Annotated in this window: 16 protein-coding genes and 1 tRNA gene; 11 read left to right on the top strand and 6 right to left on the bottom strand. The window is 61.3% G+C overall.

The features are described 5' to 3' along the window. The coding region (locus AC04SH_RS27620; RefSeq protein ID WP_366015734.1) for a porin at positions 1-132 on the bottom strand (132 nt) is incomplete at its 3' end. Positions 133-596: 464 nt separating this feature from the next. Here AC04SH_RS27620 and AC04SH_RS27615 point away from each other — a divergent pair. The 3 genes from AC04SH_RS27615 to AC04SH_RS27605 all read left to right on the top strand — a co-directional run bounded on the left by AC04SH_RS27615 (position 597) and on the right by AC04SH_RS27605 (position 2,211). Beyond that, positions 597-687, top strand: a tRNA-Ser gene (locus AC04SH_RS27615). Positions 688-782: 95 nt separating this feature from the next. Beyond that, positions 783-1,034, top strand: coding sequence for a GIY-YIG nuclease family protein (locus AC04SH_RS27610; protein WP_488577342.1), 252 nt, complete (start codon positions 783-785; stop codon positions 1,032-1,034). Between the two features lie 31 nt (positions 1,035-1,065). Next, positions 1,066-2,211 (top strand): porin, encoded by a 1,146-nt coding sequence (locus AC04SH_RS27605; protein WP_488577352.1) that lies wholly within the window; start codon positions 1,066-1,068, stop codon positions 2,209-2,211. A 247-nt stretch (positions 2,212-2,458) separates the two neighbouring features. On the opposite strand, the gene AC04SH_RS27600 is transcribed toward AC04SH_RS27605, so the two are convergent. Next, a complete protein-coding gene (locus tag AC04SH_RS27600; RefSeq protein ID WP_488577341.1) occupies positions 2,459-4,111 on the bottom strand; it encodes a tetratricopeptide repeat-containing sulfotransferase family protein in 1,653 nt (550 codons plus the stop codon). A gap of 118 nt (positions 4,112-4,229) precedes the next feature. Between AC04SH_RS27600 and AC04SH_RS27595 the strand changes: the two genes are divergently transcribed. After that, positions 4,230-5,342, top strand: a complete 1,113-nt coding sequence (locus AC04SH_RS27595) for a pyridoxal phosphate-dependent aminotransferase (RefSeq protein ID WP_488577340.1) — start codon at positions 4,230-4,232, stop codon at positions 5,340-5,342. A gap of 168 nt (positions 5,343-5,510) precedes the next feature. Here AC04SH_RS27595 and AC04SH_RS27590 read toward each other — a convergent pair whose 3' ends face one another. Further along, positions 5,511-6,047, bottom strand: a complete 537-nt coding sequence (locus tag AC04SH_RS27590) for a MarR family winged helix-turn-helix transcriptional regulator (RefSeq protein ID WP_488577339.1) — start codon at positions 6,045-6,047, stop codon at positions 5,511-5,513. Between the two features lie 196 nt (positions 6,048-6,243). Between AC04SH_RS27590 and AC04SH_RS27585 the strand changes: the two genes are divergently transcribed. The 3 genes from AC04SH_RS27585 (at position 6,244) to AC04SH_RS27575 (ending at position 8,379) form a co-directional block, all read left to right on the top strand. Beyond that, complete coding sequence (locus AC04SH_RS27585) at positions 6,244-6,528, top strand: acylphosphatase (RefSeq protein ID WP_488577351.1); 285 nt, start codon at positions 6,244-6,246, stop codon at positions 6,526-6,528. Positions 6,529-6,602: 74 nt separating this feature from the next. Beyond that, positions 6,603-7,247 carry a TetR/AcrR family transcriptional regulator gene (locus AC04SH_RS27580; RefSeq protein ID WP_488577338.1) on the top strand — a complete coding sequence of 215 codons (645 nt, stop codon included), beginning with the start codon at positions 6,603-6,605 and terminating at the stop codon, positions 7,245-7,247. Continuing rightward, on the top strand, positions 7,216-8,379 hold the full coding sequence (locus AC04SH_RS27575) for an isovaleryl-CoA dehydrogenase (protein ID WP_488577337.1): 1,164 nt from the start codon (positions 7,216-7,218) through the stop codon (positions 8,377-8,379). The genes AC04SH_RS27580 and AC04SH_RS27575 overlap by 32 nt, the downstream gene beginning before the upstream one ends. Here AC04SH_RS27575 and AC04SH_RS27570 read toward each other — a convergent pair. Continuing rightward, complete coding sequence (locus AC04SH_RS27570) at positions 8,360-8,560, bottom strand: type II toxin-antitoxin system HicB family antitoxin (protein ID WP_488577336.1); 201 nt, start codon at positions 8,558-8,560, stop codon at positions 8,360-8,362. The genes AC04SH_RS27575 and AC04SH_RS27570 overlap by 20 nt on opposite strands. Before the next feature lie 64 nt (positions 8,561-8,624). On the opposite strand from AC04SH_RS27570, the gene AC04SH_RS27565 reads away from it, so the two are divergent. The 4 genes from AC04SH_RS27565 (at position 8,625) to AC04SH_RS27550 (ending at position 13,339) form a co-directional block, all read left to right on the top strand. After that, positions 8,625-10,232 (top strand): carboxyl transferase domain-containing protein, encoded by a 1,608-nt coding sequence (locus AC04SH_RS27565; protein ID WP_488577335.1) that lies wholly within the window; start codon positions 8,625-8,627, stop codon positions 10,230-10,232. Between the two features lies 1 nt (position 10,233). After that, a complete protein-coding gene (locus AC04SH_RS27560) occupies positions 10,234-10,764 on the top strand; it encodes an O-acetyl-ADP-ribose deacetylase (RefSeq protein WP_488577334.1) in 531 nt (176 codons plus the stop codon). Positions 10,765-10,884: 120 nt separating this feature from the next. After that, entirely contained in the window at positions 10,885-11,259 is a 375-nt protein-coding gene (locus AC04SH_RS27555; protein ID WP_488577350.1) for a hypothetical protein, read from the top strand. A 118-nt stretch (positions 11,260-11,377) separates the two neighbouring features. Next, positions 11,378-13,339, top strand: coding sequence for an acetyl/propionyl/methylcrotonyl-CoA carboxylase subunit alpha (locus AC04SH_RS27550; protein ID WP_488577333.1), 1,962 nt, complete (start codon positions 11,378-11,380; stop codon positions 13,337-13,339). 66 nt (positions 13,340-13,405) lie between these two features. Here the strand turns inward: AC04SH_RS27550 and AC04SH_RS27545 are convergent, their stop codons facing one another. Both AC04SH_RS27545 and AC04SH_RS27540 read right to left on the bottom strand, forming a co-directional pair. Then, positions 13,406-14,527, bottom strand: coding sequence for a branched-chain amino acid ABC transporter substrate-binding protein (locus AC04SH_RS27545; protein WP_488577332.1), 1,122 nt, complete (start codon positions 14,525-14,527; stop codon positions 13,406-13,408). Positions 14,528-14,910: 383 nt separating this feature from the next. After that, on the bottom strand, positions 14,911-15,177 hold the full coding sequence (locus AC04SH_RS27540; RefSeq protein WP_025583692.1) for an SEL1-like repeat protein: 267 nt from the start codon (positions 15,175-15,177) through the stop codon (positions 14,911-14,913). Positions 15,178-15,259 lie beyond the last annotated feature (82 nt).

Genomic DNA, 15,259 nt, shown 5'->3' with positions numbered 1-15,259 from the left:
GCCGTAAACGTCGCAAATCTTGACGTATTCAGCCGGTTCCGGCTCGGCGACGACGACGGCGTCGGCGGCGCGCGCACCGGAAACTGCGATCAGGGCCGCAGCGGAGCCGAGAAGAAGGCTCTTGATGTTCATTTTCTGACCTCCAGTCAAAAGTTAAAAAACGGGTCTGGGTATTCTTTGCTGAAGGACAGCGTTCCCTGCCCCATCCCCACTACCGAAAAAGATGCGCACCGCGCCGCTCCTTCGAATTCGACATTACCCATGAGGCGGCGGCGTTCAACCACGATCGTACCGGCAAAAGGCCTATCCGGGTGCTATCCCCTGGCGTTGTTGCACAAATGACACGATTTGGCCTCAGTCCGAAAGCTCTCATTAACCATTGAGGGTCCCGGAAGCCTTGGTCCGAGCCTTGGAATGCGGCCGAATCCGGCGATGGCCGGCCGAAATTGCGGCTCCGTTACCGACTCGCTGGCCAATGAGCTGCCGCAGAATCGCCGCAAGGCAAAGGCGCCGCTTCAGCCGAATGCGGATTTTTCAACGATTATCGCGCCGGCTTGTTGATTGTGCCGGCGCTTTTCTCTATCCAGCGGCGCAACGGAGAGGTGGCCGAGTGGTCGAAGGCGCTCCCCTGCTAAGGGAGTAGAGGTCAAAAGCTTCTCGTGGGTTCGAATCCCATCCTCTCCGCCACCCTACGCCCTGCGGGCTTCGGGTGGCAGGCCACCCGAAACCGCATTTTGGGCGTAGGAGTGTCGCCCGAAGCTACGGAGTAGCGTAGGGGGGCCATGTGGTACATCTACTTCCTGCGGCTCCATAACGGCGATGTCTATGTTGGATCGACAAATGACCTTCGACGCCGATTCGAATCTCACCGATCAGGCCATGTGACGTCGACAAAGGCTCACCTGCCTGTGGTCTTGAGGGCCTATATCGGAGTTGAAACCGAGGCCAACGCACGGCAGCTCGAGCGATATTTCAAAACCGGGTCGGGCAAGGCCTTCGCAAGCAAGCGGTTTTTTGCGAACAGCTCCAACTGACCGTCAAAGAGGCTCATCTATTTGAAATAAAATAGAAAAGCAGGACAGCGGTCTGCTTGCGCGCGCCGCCGACGCCGTCGTCGTCGCCGAGCCGGAACCGGCTGAATACGTCAAGATTTGCGACGTTTACGGCTCGGGCTACTTCTACATCCCCGGCACCGAAACCTGCCTGCGCATCGGCGGCTATGTCCGTTACGACATCGGCGTCGGCGACGTCGGCTCGTTCGATGGTGCCAGGTCCTTCGACCATAAGGACGGCGACGAGCAGGATACCTTCTACAAGAACGCCCGTTTCACGCTGAAGACCTGGACCGGCCAGGAAACCGAGCTCGGCACCTTGAAGACCTACACCGAGACCCGCTTCAACTTCGGCAACCGCAACGGCTACCCGTCGGCAGACGATCCGGCAACGGAAGCAGATGAATTCAACTCCAACCCTGCCGGCAACAAGAACGTTTCTCTGAACTTCGCCTGGATCCAGCTCGGTGGCCTTCGCGTCGGTAAGGACGAATCCGCCTTCGATACGTTCATCGGCTACGCCGGCAACGTCATCCAGGATACGCTGGTTCCTTACGGCGATTTCGACACCAACGTCGTCCAGTACTATTTCGACGCGGGCAACGGTTTCTCGGCCGTGGTCTCTCTCGAAGAAGGCTCGGGCACCGTCGGCACCATCGACAGCTACGTTCCGCATGTCGTCGGCGGCGTGAAGTACACGCAGGGCTGGGGCGCCATCACCGGCGTCGTCGCTTATGACAGCAACTACGAGGAAGTCGCCGGCAAGGTTCGTTTGGATATCACCCCGATGCAGAACCTGTCGCTCTTCATCATGGGCGGCTACGGCACCGACGACAACCTGACGGATCCGAACTACGCGATCGACGCCGGTGGCCGCGGCTTCTACAAGCAGTGGGGTGGCAACTGGGCATTCTGGGGTGGTGGCACCTACACCATCAACGAGAAGACCTCGTTCAACCTCCAGGTATCATATGACGACTGGAAGAACCTCGGCGTCGCCGCGAACATCGCCTACGATGTGGTTCCCGGCTTCACGGTCACGGCCGAAGTCGACTACCTCAATGCAGGCAAGTTCGACGACGCTGACTTCTCCAACTTCACCAACGCCGACAAGAAGAGCAGCGTCGGCGGTCTCCTCCGCTTCCAGCGCTCGTTCTAACAGGCAGAGCTGGCTTAAGATCGAACCCGGCGGGCAACCGCCGGGTTTTTTGCATTTGTGGAGGCTGTGCAAATCGAGGAACCAGCCAATCCATGATCGTTGCCGCCAGTGTGGAGCTGGCCACGATCAAACCGACCGGCTATCAGGCGTGCGTTACGGTGTCATTCCGACGGGAGCAAGGCGCAGCGATTCTGCCGCCTAACCTCGATTGCAGGCCGGACCCGCATCGCATCCACCGCTATTTTGATCAAACCTCTGCGAGGTCGCCCAAGGCAGCGATCAGTGGCTGGATCTTACTCCCGTAGTCTCTCCAGCGCTTGACCGACGATTTGTAGACCGGCTGGCGAACCTGCCAGCTGCTGGCAGTTCTGACGGAGCTATCCTTTTCGAAAAAACGAAGACAGGTGTCGTTCCACTCCAAGCCAAGGTAATCGATCAGCCGGCGCGACTGCCCTTCCTGATCCGAAATCATGTCTTCGTAACGATTTTCAAGAATTCGCCCTGGGAAAACTGCCTGCCAGTGACGCATTAGGCGATCATACTCACGGTAATACAAACCAACCGTCGTGAGGTCAGTTATGTATGTGTGACCCTGATTGATATTTGAAGTAAAGCAAGACAAGCAGGTATCGATTGCATCGCGTCTGCAATGAATGATACGGGCGTTTGGAAAAATTGTAGCGATAAGGCCGATAAGCTCAAAATTGTGGGTTCTTTTGTCTATGATGCGCAGCGCGTTTGGAGCCATTTGACGGACGTAGGACAGATAATCCTCAGCTAGCGCCTTCGAATGTGGGGCCGTCATCGACCTGACCGAGCGGTTAAAAGCCTCCGCCGATTTTGGGGTGAATCCCAATGAAAGGGCAATCCGCCGCAGCTTTCCAATTTCCCCGACGCCGTGCACGTCCGGGTGACTCGAACAAATCTGCTCGGTCAGTGTTGTCCCTGAGCGGGGCATCCCCAGTACGAACACAGGTACCTCGGAGGGATCGCCGTAGCCCACTCGAGGAGCCGCATTCGCTGGGCTGAATGTGCGTATTAGGGAATCGATCTTGCCGCGATAGGACGCGAGGTCATAGTAACCGGTGTTCTCTTTCGCCCTGTGGAAGTGATCCATCGCATCTTCATAGCGTCCAAGGTCGTTCAGCAGTTTGCCTGCGGCACGATGTAGTTGTTGCGAGGACGCTGGGTCGAGATTCGGATTGGAGAGTTCGCGCATCATCGATGCGAATTCAGGCGGCTCTTCCGTGAATTTGCGGCTGAAAATGTAGGCGCTGTATGCAGTCGCCAGATCAAGCCGACGCTCAATCGATTCCTTGAGATGGGCGGCGGCTTCATCCATACGACCGACGCTGATCAAGGCGCTGGCAAGGCTCGTTCGGACGAATGGATGATCGCGATTGATTTCAAGCGCTCTCTCGTAAGCAGAGAGCGCGCTATCAGTCTCTCCAAACTCCAGGTGAGCGAGCCCGAGCGAGCAAAACGCGTCTACCAAATCCGGCTTCAGTTCGGTTGCACGCCGCAAGTGCATGATTGCACGCGCATATTCTCCAACCTTTAGATACGTGTCGCCCAGACTGAAGTGGAAATAAGGATTTTGTGGATCATGGCTGACCGCGCGTTCGAAGTACTTGATGGACAGTTCATTATCGAAACCAACCCCAAGCGTGCCGAGTATGTATAGGGCAAGGGCATTGTTGGGCGTGCGTGCCAGAACGCGGTGGCACAATTCCTCGGCCTCGGGCAACCGCTTCGCCTGCTGAAACTCCAGCGCCTGTTTCAGCAACAGGTCGTCAGCCTGCGATCGCGGCAGGGGTTTGGCTTTCACAACCGGTGAGGCTTTCGGACCGGACAGGCCCTTCAAATGCTTAGACCAAGCAGGTGGCAGTCGGGTGCTCATCGTGTTTCGCTAGCAAAAAGAGCCGCAGGAATCCAGCGTGACGGTTCCCGCCTGCCCAGAACTTGCGCCGCCCCTTAGGGCACGATAGCAAGAAGGCCCTTTTCGAGTGAGCCTTACCATGCGCCAGCGCCCTGCCCTCACGCCGCTTGTCGGCGCGCTTCCCTCTACGGTGCCGTTTGTCGGCCCTGAAGCGCAGGAGCGTGAGCGCGGCCGCCCGTTTCGCGCCCGCATCGGCGCCAATGAGAGCAGTTTCGGGCCTTCGCCGCGCGTTATTGCCCGCATGGAAAGCGTCGCGCGCGACCAGTGGATGTATTGCGATCCCGATAATTACGATCTGAAGCAGGCCGCGGCCCGCCATCTCGGCGTCGGCACTGAGAACGTCGTGGTCGGCGAAGGCATAGACGGGCTGCTCAGCCTGGTGGCGCGCATGTATGCGGCGCCCGGCGACGCGGTGGTCACCTCGCTCGGCGCCTACCCGACCTTCAACTTCCACATTGCCGGCGTCGGTGGCCGACTGGTCACGGTGCCTTACGAGAACGACAAGGAAAGTCTGGACGGCCTGCTGGCTGCGGTCGTCAGGGAAAAAGCGCCGCTGGTCTATCTCTCCAATCCCGACAATCCGATGGGCAGTTGGTGGGAAGCAAGCGAGATTACCCGCTTCATCGAAGCCTTGCCGGAAACCACCATGCTGGTGCTCGACGAGGCCTATGGCGAGTTGGGGCCGGCCTCGGCACTGCCGCCGATCGATGTCGCGCGGCCCAATGTCATCCGCATGCGCACCTTCTCCAAGGCCTACGGGCTGGCCGGCATTCGCTGCGGTTACGCTGTGGCGGAGGCTGAGGTGATCCGCGATTTCGAGAAGATCCGCAACCATTACGGCGTCAGCCGCATGGCGCAGATCGCCGGCGTCGAGGCGCTTGCCGACCAGGACTGGCTGCGCAGCGTGGCGGCGCGGGTCGACGCCGGCCGCACACGCATCGCCTGGATTGCCGAGACAAACGGACTGAAGCCGCTGCCGTCAGCGACCAATTTCGTCACCATAGACTGTGGCCAGGACGGCGCCTTCGCGCTGAAGGTGCTGCAAAACCTGTTGTCGCGCGACGTCTTCATCCGCAAGCCTATGGCGCCAGGGCTCGACCGCTGCATCCGGGTCAGCGTCGGCCTCGATCATGAGCTCGACATCTTTGCCGAGGAACTGCCCGGCGCGCTGGCCGCAGCGCGCGGGAACTAGAGCGTTTCACCGTTTCACGGAAACGGCGACCGCTCTATCTCGTTGTTTTGATGCAATTCCGGACGGAAAACCGCTCACACTTTTCCTGGAATTGCTCTAGACCGGCCGCTGCCATCGGTATGTGGCGACGGGCACGACGCTGCGGGCGAACCAGCCGGCAGACCGGCATCACCTAGCAGCCGGCAGAGCCCGCGATTCCTTGCCGCCACCACCGAGCAGCCGCGTGACCCGCTTCAGCGCCTCTGAAAGCTCGGCGGCTTCATCATCGGCGAGGCCGGCCGTCAGACAGGCGAGGCTACGATTCGCCGCTGCCTGAAGTGTGGCCAGCGCGGCACTGCCCCGGGCCGTCAGCGACAGGATCCGCCGGCGCCGATCGTCCGGGTTGGCACGCAGTTCGATCAGGCCGGCGGCCGTGAATTTTCGCAGGATCCGCATGAGGTGGGCCGGCGGGAGTTGGAGTTCGCCGGCAAGGGCCGATGCAACAGGCGCAAGATCGAGATGGAACGCCCTCGCCAAAAATCCCGATTCGCCGCCGGGGCCAGCAAAAACGTCAGCTGGCCGGTGGCCGAGTTCGAACAGCACCCTGGCTTCGACCAAAGTGTAGGCGCTCTGCATCAGCGTCTCATCGAGCAGCCCGACCAGGCACGTGTAGAACCTGTTGAAGCCGCGCATCTCGGCAACCAACGCATCTCGATCGGCTGGCATGTCGGCCACCTCTCCCGGAAGATTTCCGCAGTGCCCGATTTTCATCGAATTAGTTGATTTCGTCAACTATTTGCTGGACGATGCCATTCATCTCGAAGGTGTGAGCCGGGTTCCCGTCGATCCAGCAACAATCCAGCCGTTCAAGCCTGTTGCTTTCGTTCGATCCTGCGCCAGACTCTGTTCATGGGAGATAACGATGGATGACCGGCGAAAGGCGGTACAGGCGCGCGTCCACGGCAAGGTGCAAGGCGTCGGCTACCGGGTGTGGGCGCGACGCGAAGCGATAGAGCTTGGCCTCGTAGGTTGGGTTCGCAATGAACGGGACGGCACCGTGACGACCTGGATTGCCGGTGGCGATGCCGCGGTTTCGACAATGATCGAACGGCTACGGCAAGGACCAAGCGGAGCTTCGGTTTCCAAGGTCGAGACCGAGGAATTCGAACTCCGCGACGCCCCTATCGACTTTCGGATCATCGTATAGACGACACGATCCTGATTGCTCTCTTGAATTAATTGAACGTTCGTTTTATTATCAGAACCTATCGAGAGGCATTCATGGCACGCACGACCGGATCCGATGGCGAAAAGACGGAAGCCGCCGTCCGCGAGGCGGCGGTCAGCCTGATCGCACGCTTCGGCTACGAGGCGATGTCGATGCGCCAGCTCGCCGCCGAAGTCGGCGTCCAGGCGGCCGCGCTCTACCGCTATTTCCCTACCAAGGAAGACCTTCTGTTCACGCTGATGCGCGAGCATATGGAAGGGCTGATCAAAGCTTGGGACGCCGCACGTCCCGATGCCGCCGATCCGGCGACGCGGCTTGCCGCCTATGTCGAAAACCACATCGCCTTCCACATCGAGCGCCGCCATTCCACCCATGTCTCGAACATGGAATTGCGCAGCCTGTCGCATGACCGGCTGACGCAGATCCTGCGCATGCGCACCGCCTATGAGAAGGAGTTGCGCGCCATCCTGCGCGACGGCGCGGAGGCCGGCACCTTCAGCATCGACGACACCGGGCTCACCGCCATGGCGCTGATCCAGATGATGACCGGCGTCATCGTCTGGTTCCGGCCGGGCGAGCGGCTGTCGATGGCTGAAGTCACGGCGACATATCTTTCAATGACCATGCGCCTGGTTGGCGCGAAGATCGATTTCGCGGAGGAACGGCATGTACACGAACACGCTCAGCTTCGGGCATGACGAAGACATCGAGGCGCTGCGCGATCTGGTGCGCCGCTTTGCCCAGGAGAAAATAGCGCCGATCGCCGCCGAGATCGACCGCAGCAATCAATTCCCCATGCATTTGTGGAAAGAACTCGGCGCGCTCGGCCTGCTCGGCATCACCGCCGATCCCGATTTCGGCGGCAGCGGCATGGGCTACCTCGCCCACGTGATTGCGGTGGAAGAGATTTCCCGCGCCTCCGCCTCGGTCGGCCTCTCCTACGGCGCCCATTCGAACCTCTGCGTCAACCAGATCAATCGCTGGGCGACACCGGCGCAGAAGGAGAAATATCTGCCAGCGCTGTGCTCGGGTGAAAAGGTCGGCGCGCTGGCAATGTCGGAATCCGGCGCCGGCTCCGACGTCGTCTCGCTCAAGCTGCGCGCCGAAAAACGCAACGACCGCTATGTGCTCAATGGTTCGAAGATGTGGATCACCAACGGTCCCGACGCCGAAACGCTGGTCGTCTACGCCAAGACCGATCCGGAACGGAAATCGCGCGGCATCACCGCCTTCATCGTCGAAAAGAAGATGGCCGGCTTTTCGACGGCGCAAAAACTGGACAAGCTCGGCATGCGCGGCTCCAACACCGGCGAACTGGTGTTCGACAATGTCGAGGTTCCCTACGACAACGTGCTGCATGAGGAAGGGCGTGGCGTCGAGGTGCTGATGTCCGGCCTCGACTATGAGCGCACGGTGCTTGCCGGCGGACCGATCGGGCTGATGGCGGCGTGCCTGGATGTCGCGATCCCCTATGTGCATGAACGCAAGCAGTTCGGCCAGCCGATCGGCGAGTTCCAGCTGGTGCAAGGCAAGCTGGCCGACATGTATTCGACGATGAACGCCGCGCGCGCCTATGTCTATGCGGTGGCGGCTGCCTGCGATCGCGGTCAGACGACGCGCAAGGACGCCGCCGGCTGCGTGCTGTTTGCGGCGGAAAAGGCGACGCAGATGGCGCTCGACGCCATCCAGCTGCTTGGCGGCAACGGCTATATCAATGACTATCCGACCGGCCGGCTGTTGCGCGATGCCAAGCTCTACGAGATCGGCGCCGGCACCAGCGAAATCCGCCGCTGGCTGATCGGACGCGAGATCATGGCGGAGGGGGTTTAGTGCCACGCTCCTTGCAAAAGGCGAGATAGTCATCGACGCTGCTGTGAAACGACTTCACCAGTTCCTCGACAGTGTCGGCCTCGAACGTAACGATGTCGCGAATGCCGAGGACGCGACCATAGAACACCATATCCTCGTCCTCGAACTCGATCGAGCCTGCGTACCTCTTGTAAAGCTTCATAGCCCCATTCCGTCACACGCGATGAAGTTTGATAGCAGAATGTGATGTCATTCCGGATTTATCAATGGCCACTCTAACCTCTCAAATCTCACCCTCCACCGAAACCTTCCGCGCCAATGCCGAACGCATGCGCGCGCTGGTCGCCGACGTCGCCGACAAGGCGGCGAGCGTCGAGCGCGGCGGTTCGGACGAGGCGCGCGAGCGCCATGTTTCGCGCGGGAAACTGTTGCCGCGCGAGCGGCTGGCGCAATTGCTCGACACCGGCTCGCCCTTCCTCGAGATCGGCCAGTTCGCGGCATGGTCGATGTATGGTGAGGAGATTTCCTCGGCCGGCATGATTGCCGGCGTCGGCCGTGTCGAGGGTACCGAGGTGATGGTCATCGTCAACGACGCCACGGTGAAGGGCGGAACCTATTACCCGCTGACGGTGAAGAAGCATTTGCGGGCGCAGGAGATCGCGCTGCAGAACAATCTGCCTTGCATCTATCTGGTCGACAGCGGCGGCGCCAATCTGCCCAACCAGGACGAGGTGTTTCCCGACCGCGAGCATTTCGGCCGCATCTTCTACAATCAGGCCAACATGTCGGCGGCCGGCATCCCGCAGATCGCCTGCGTCATGGGCTCGTGCACAGCAGGCGGCGCCTATGTACCGGCAATGTCTGACGAGACGATCATGGTGCGCAATCAGGCGACCATTTTCCTTGGCGGCCCGCCGCTGGTGAAGGCGGCCACAGGCGAAGACGTCAGCGCCGAGGATCTGGGCGGCGCCGATGTGCACACCAGGTTGTCCGGGGTCGCCGACCACTACGCGCTGGACGACGAACATGCGCTGGCCATCTGCCGGCGCATTGTGAAAAACCTCAACCGGCGCAAAAGTGTAAGCCTGACCTTACAGAAGCCCATGCCGCCGCTTCACGACGCGCGGGAACTCTACGGCATCGTGCCGACCGATCTGCGCCAGCCCTATGATGTGCGCGAGGTGATTGCGCGCGTCGTCGACGGCTCCGAGTTCGACGAGTTCAAGCAGAATTATGGCACCACGCTGGTCACCGGCTTTGCCCATCTCCAGGGCATGCCCGTCGGCATCATCGCCAACAATGGCGTGCTGTTTTCGGAAAGCGCGCTGAAGGGCGCGCATTTCATCGAGCTGTGCTGCCAGCGCAAGATCCCGCTGATCTTCCTGCAAAACATCACCGGCTTCATGGTCGGGCGAAAATACGAGGCCGGCGGCATCGCCAAGGACGGCGCCAAGCTGGTGATGGCGGTCGCTACCGCGCGCGTGCCGAAGGTGACGATGATCATCGGCGGTTCGTTCGGCGCCGGCAATTACGGCATGTGCGGGCGCGCCTATTCGCCACGCTTCCTGTGGATGTGGCCGAACGCCCGCATTTCGGTGATGGGCGGCGAACAGGCAGCAACCGTGCTAGCGGTGGTCAAGCGCGAGGGCATCGAGCGCAAGGGCGGCGAGTGGAGCGCGGACGAGGAAGCAAAATTCAAGAAGCCGATCCTGATGAAATACGAGCATGAGGGCCATCCGCTCTATTCCTCGGCACGGCTGTGGGACGACGGTATCATCGATCCGGCGAAAACACGCGAGGTGCTGGCGCTCAGCCTGTCGGCCGCGCTCAACGCCGACATCGAAGAAACGAAGTTCGGCGTGTTCAGGATGTGAGATGAGCATGCTCAGCGAACGGATCAGAATTCACACCAGCGATATCACGAAGCTGGATGTCGACGCCATCGTCAATGCCGCCAATTCCTCGCTGCTTGGCGGCGGCGGTGTCGACGGCGCCATTCACCGTGCGGCCGGCCCGGAGCTCGAATTCGAATGCCGGATGCTGAATGGCTGCAAGGTCGGTGATGCAAAGCTCACAAAGGGCTACAGGCTGCCGGCGCGCTACATCATCCACACGGTCGGACCTGTCTGGCAAGGTGGCAGCAAGGGCGAAGCCGGACTGCTCGCTTCCTGCTATCGCCGGTCGCTCGAAATCGCACGCGCCCATGACTGCCGGACGGTAGCCTTTCCGGCGATCTCGACCGGTATCTACCGTTATCCGAAGAATGAGGCGGCAGACATTGCCGTCGGCACAACAAATGACTTCCTACGACAGAATGCCCTGCCCGAGACCGTTGTTTTCTGCTGCTTCGATGACGAAACCGCTGAACTATACCGACGCGCCGTTGCTGGCCTTGATAGGCGCTGAACTTGATGACCCAACAGATTTCTTCCCGCCTGCAAATACGAATTTCCACCAGCGATCTGGCGGGCGTGCAAAATATTCGCTACTGCTCGTCTCGAATTGGGCAATTGGGGTTGGGTGAACGTGAATCTGAAATATTGTCGCAAGTCGGCCATCTCGATACTTGCAGGACTCCTAATATTTGTCGCGCCTGGCGTCGGCGCTGCAGCGTCGCTGGCGGGAAGCAAGGGCGAGGTTCGCTTCTGGCCGGAATTGCCGAAAAACCCAAAAGACCCCTGCACCAAGGCTTACAATGCCTATGTGGCAGCCAGCGGCCATTCGGCCTATGCGACCACACCGTATATGCGGGTAAGGTCGTTATATATAATCTGCGGCTCGCGCGTGAACGCACCATCCCAAAAGGCTGCCGAAGACGCGGCCTTGAAATCCTGCCAGGCAGGCCGCAGCAAATGGAAAGTCACGACCGGAGGCGCTTGCGAAATCGCGGCGTCCAAGTAGGCGGAAGCTATTCACCACAGGTTTTTGACGACACCCTGATGCCATCGCAGGGTGTGTTGAGGGCTTGCGGGAAACGGGGCGCAAAGCGGCGGCGCCTAAGGCAAACGCTGGAGGCTCCATGTTCGCCAAGATCCTGATCGCCAATCGCGGCGAGATCGCCTGCCGGGTGATCCGCACTGCGCGCAGGCTCGGCGTGCGCACCGTTGCCGTCTATTCCGACGCCGATGCGAAAGCCCTGCATGTCGAAATGGCCGACGAGGCGGTGCATATCGGCGCTTCGCCGGTCGGCGAAAGCTATCTGCGCGGCGACAAGATTGTCGCGGCCGCGCTGGCGACAGGCGCCGAAGCAATCCACCCCGGCTACGGCTTTCTCTCGGAAAACCCCGACTTCGTCGATCAGGTGGTGGCGGCAGGGCTCATCTTCATCGGCCCGTCGGCGGCCTCGATCCGCGCCATGGGTCTGAAGGACGCAGCCAAACGGCTGATGGAAAAGGCCGGCGTGCCGGTCGTGCCGGGCTATCATGGCGAAGCGCAGGAGATTGTGCTGCTGGCGTCCAAGGCGCGCGAGATCGGCTATCCCGTGCTGATCAAGGCGCGCGCCGGCGGCGGTGGCAAGGGCATGCGCCGTGTCGAGCGCCCCGACGATTTCTCCGAGGCGCTGTCGGGTGCACGGCGCGAGGCCAAGGCCGCGTTTGGCGATGACCGCGTGCTGGTCGAAAAATATGTCGACAAGCCGCGCCACATCGAGGTTCAGGTGTTCGGCGACAATTTTGGCAACGCCGTGCATCTCTACGAGCGCGACTGCTCGGCGCAGCGGCGCCATCAGAAAGTGATCGAGGAAGCACCCGCACCCGGCATGACACCGGCGTTGCGCAAGGCGATGACGGAAGCTGCGGTGAAGGCTGCCAAGGCGATCAGCTATTCGGGCGCCGGCACGATCGAATTTATCGTCGACGCCTCGCAAGGGCTAAAGGCCGACCGCTTCTGGTTCATGGAAATGAACACCCGCCTGCAGGTCGAGCATCCCGTCACCGAAATGGTCACCGACACCGATCTTGTCGAGTGGCAGCTCAGGGTTGCCAGCGGCGAAAAGCTGCCGAAGACGCAGAGCGAGATTGCACTTTCCGGGCACGCCTTCGAGGCACGGATCTACGCCGAGGACGCGGCGAAAGGGTTTCTGCCGGCGACCGGCACGCTGCATCATCTGGCGTTTCCCGACAGCGCTCCCGAAGGCGCCACGATGCGCATCGAGACCGGCGTGCGGACCGGCGATGCGATCTCGCCCTTCTACGATCCGATGATCGCCAAGCTGGTGGTCCACGCCAGGGACAGGCAAGCGGCGCTCGACGCGCTCGGCACAGCGTTGTCGCAGACCGAGATTGCCGGCTCGACGGTCAACACCGCCTTTCTCGCAGCACTTGCCGCCGATACCGACTTTTCCGCCGGCGACGTCGATACCGGCCTGATCGGCAGGCATCAGGAAGCGCTGACCGCGGTCGCCCCACCGAGCGGCGAGATCGTTGCCGCGGCAGCCCTTGCCGCGGCCGGCGCCGGTGCGTTGCCACCATCGGACGATCCGTGGTCGTCGCTTGCCGGCTATGCACATTTCCACACTGTTGCGCGGCGCACGCGGCTGCGCCATGGCGAGGACGATATTCTGGCACGTGTTTCGGTGCGGCCGGATGGGCGCTTCGAGGTGGCGCTGGACGCGCCCTATGACAGCGTCAATTCGCACGATCTTCGCGTCTCCCCTCGCCTTGCCCGCTGGCCAGGCCACGTCACCGTGTTCGAAGGCGCGGTCGGCTACAGTTTCCTCGTCCCGGATCCGCTGGCGCGAACCGATGAAGCCGCCGCCGCTTCCGGCAGTCTGCGCGCGCCGATGCCCGGCCTGGTCAAGCTGGTGCGCGCGGCCAAGGGCGAAGCCGTGACCAAGGGCCAGCCTCTGCTGATCCTGGAAGCGATGAAGATGGAGCACACGATCGCAGCCAGCCATGACGGCGTCATCGCCGAGATCGCGGCGGAAGGCGCGCAGGTCACCGACGGAACCGTGCTCGTGCGCTTCGTTGAAGAGGCTGCATAGCCAGCAAGATGCCCACATGAAAAATGGCCGGGGAAAGCCCGGCCATTTCCATGAGTACAGTGTCGCTTACTGCGCGATCGGCGCGTATTTGCCGTCATGCCACTGGTTGATATCGTAGCTGGCGTTCTTCAGATCGCCCTTCTCGTCGAAGGTGACCTCGCCGACCACGGTGCTGAACGGCGTACCGTTCTTCAGTGCTTCGGCGACCTTGACCGGATCGTCGGTTCCGGCGCGCTTGACGCCCTCTGCAAACGCCTGAACGACGGCGTAGGAGAACAGCGTGAAGCCTTCCGGCACGAAGCCGCCGGCCTTGATCTTGGCGATGGCGTCCTTGGCTTCCGGCTTGGCCTGCGGGTCGGACGGGAAGACGAACATTGTGCCCTCGCCGGCTGGGCCAGCGACCTGCCAGAATTCCGGCGTGGCGATCGAGTCCGGCATGATCAGCTGGAACTTGACGCTCTGCTCGGCCGACTGACGCAGGATCAACCCGGCTTCAGGGTGATAGCCACCGAAATAGACGACGTCGGCCTTGAGGTCCTTCAGCTTGGTGACGAGCGCCGAATAGTCCTTCTCGCCGGCATTGATGCCTTCATAGTCGACTTCCTTGAGGCCGCCGGCATTCATCGTCGCCTTGACGGCATCGGCAACGCCCTGGCCGTAGGCGCTCTTGTCATGCAGGATGACGACATTCTTGCTGGCATACTTCTTGGCGATCCATGGGCCCATGAAGGCGCCCTGCGCATCGTCGCGCGTGTAGAGGCGCATGATCGTCGGCCAGCCGGCCTTGGCGGCGGCGTCGGTCAGCTCGGGATTGGAGGCGGACGGGCTCATCATCAGCGCGCCGGCTTCGGCATAGACGGCGGAGGCCGGGATGGCGGAGCCCGAGCAGGCATGGCCGTCAATAAACTTGACGCCGTTGGCAACGATCCGGTTGGCCACCGAAACCGCCTGCTTGGGATCGCACTGGTCGTCCTCGATGTCGAGCTTGATCATCGAGCCGTTGACACCGCCGGCGGCGTTGATCGCGTCGGCGGCTGCCGTTGCGCCCTGCTTGAACTGATCGCCGATCGTGGCGAGCTGTCCGGTCATCGGGCCGACCACCGAAATGGTGATGTCGTCGGCAAAGGCAACCGGCGCGCTCATCATCAGGCCAAATACGGCCGCGCTCAAAATACCCATTTTTTTCATGGTGATAGAACTCCTCCCACACTGGCGCAGCCGTACCGGCCGCGCTTCTTTCAGAAGGCGGGACAATTTCATCCTTCATTGGGCCTGTCTAGGCGCATCGGCGCCACTCGATTGGGCCTCATCAACGCAAAAAGCCACGCCAGCCTGTTCCCGGCCGGTCGTGGCTTTTGCTCGTCAAGCGATCCCCATGCGCCCCCGCGCCACGAAAATCTGCTCGCCGTCCCCATTGCCGTGCACGACTGGGCCAATCGGCCTGCCGCGTTCTTGTCTTTCGTCGTCGACCGTCTTGTCGCGGCCTTGTTGTTCCACCGGTTCCGGCCGTCTATGCGGTCTTGATCCCGGAGCTTCCCTGTCTTTCGTACATCTGCCCGAGACCGGCGATCTCAGTGCATGGTCATCCATTCGCGGGCTTCGCGCAGCGCCCTGGCGATCTCGACCTTGGACATTGCGGCCGACAGTTCCGAGCGCAGTTCGGCGGCGCGGATCGAGCCCTTGATGGCGGCGATGTTGAACCATTTGTGGGCGGCAACGACATCGGTCTCGCAATCGCGGCCGGTCGCATACATCATGCCCAGTTCGAAAAGAATGTCGGCCTGGGCAGTTGCCCCCATGGCGCCGAAGCCGGCTTCAAGCATTTCAAAACGTGCCATTTTAGTCCCCTGTCTGGCTCCCGAGAGCGGGCCTTTTCTGTCCCCCGGTGTCCCCTGGGGAGCCGCTCTTTCGATGCTTTCG

This window comes from Mesorhizobium sp. CNPSo 4688 (assembly GCF_057784295.1).
This window is presented reverse-complemented; position numbering and strand designations above follow the sequence as displayed.

Excerpts from the sequence above, each read along its gene's own strand:
- AC04SH_RS27610 (WP_488577342.1), top strand. The coding sequence starts at position 783 with ATGTGGTACATCTACTTCCTGCGGCTCCATAACGGCGATGTCTATGTT.
- AC04SH_RS27600 (WP_488577341.1), bottom strand. The coding sequence starts at position 4,111 with ATGAGCACCCGACTGCCACCTGCTTGGTCTAAGCATTTGAAGGGCCTG.
- AC04SH_RS27595 (WP_488577340.1), top strand. The coding sequence starts at position 4,230 with ATGCGCCAGCGCCCTGCCCTCACGCCGCTTGTCGGCGCGCTTCCCTCT.
- AC04SH_RS27590 (WP_488577339.1), bottom strand. The coding sequence starts at position 6,047 with ATGCCAGCCGATCGAGATGCGTTGGTTGCCGAGATGCGCGGCTTCAAC.
- AC04SH_RS27585 (WP_488577351.1), top strand. The coding sequence starts at position 6,244 with ATGGATGACCGGCGAAAGGCGGTACAGGCGCGCGTCCACGGCAAGGTG.
- AC04SH_RS27580 (WP_488577338.1), top strand. The coding sequence starts at position 6,603 with ATGGCACGCACGACCGGATCCGATGGCGAAAAGACGGAAGCCGCCGTC.
- AC04SH_RS27575 (WP_488577337.1), top strand. The coding sequence starts at position 7,216 with ATGTACACGAACACGCTCAGCTTCGGGCATGACGAAGACATCGAGGCG.
- AC04SH_RS27570 (WP_488577336.1), bottom strand. The coding sequence starts at position 8,560 with ATGAAGCTTTACAAGAGGTACGCAGGCTCGATCGAGTTCGAGGACGAG.
- AC04SH_RS27565 (WP_488577335.1), top strand. The coding sequence starts at position 8,625 with ATGGCCACTCTAACCTCTCAAATCTCACCCTCCACCGAAACCTTCCGC.
- AC04SH_RS27560 (WP_488577334.1), top strand. The coding sequence starts at position 10,234 with ATGAGCATGCTCAGCGAACGGATCAGAATTCACACCAGCGATATCACG.
- AC04SH_RS27550 (WP_488577333.1), top strand. The coding sequence starts at position 11,378 with ATGTTCGCCAAGATCCTGATCGCCAATCGCGGCGAGATCGCCTGCCGG.
- AC04SH_RS27545 (WP_488577332.1), bottom strand. The coding sequence starts at position 14,527 with ATGAAAAAAATGGGTATTTTGAGCGCGGCCGTATTTGGCCTGATGATG.
- AC04SH_RS27540 (WP_025583692.1), bottom strand. The coding sequence starts at position 15,177 with ATGGCACGTTTTGAAATGCTTGAAGCCGGCTTCGGCGCCATGGGGGCA.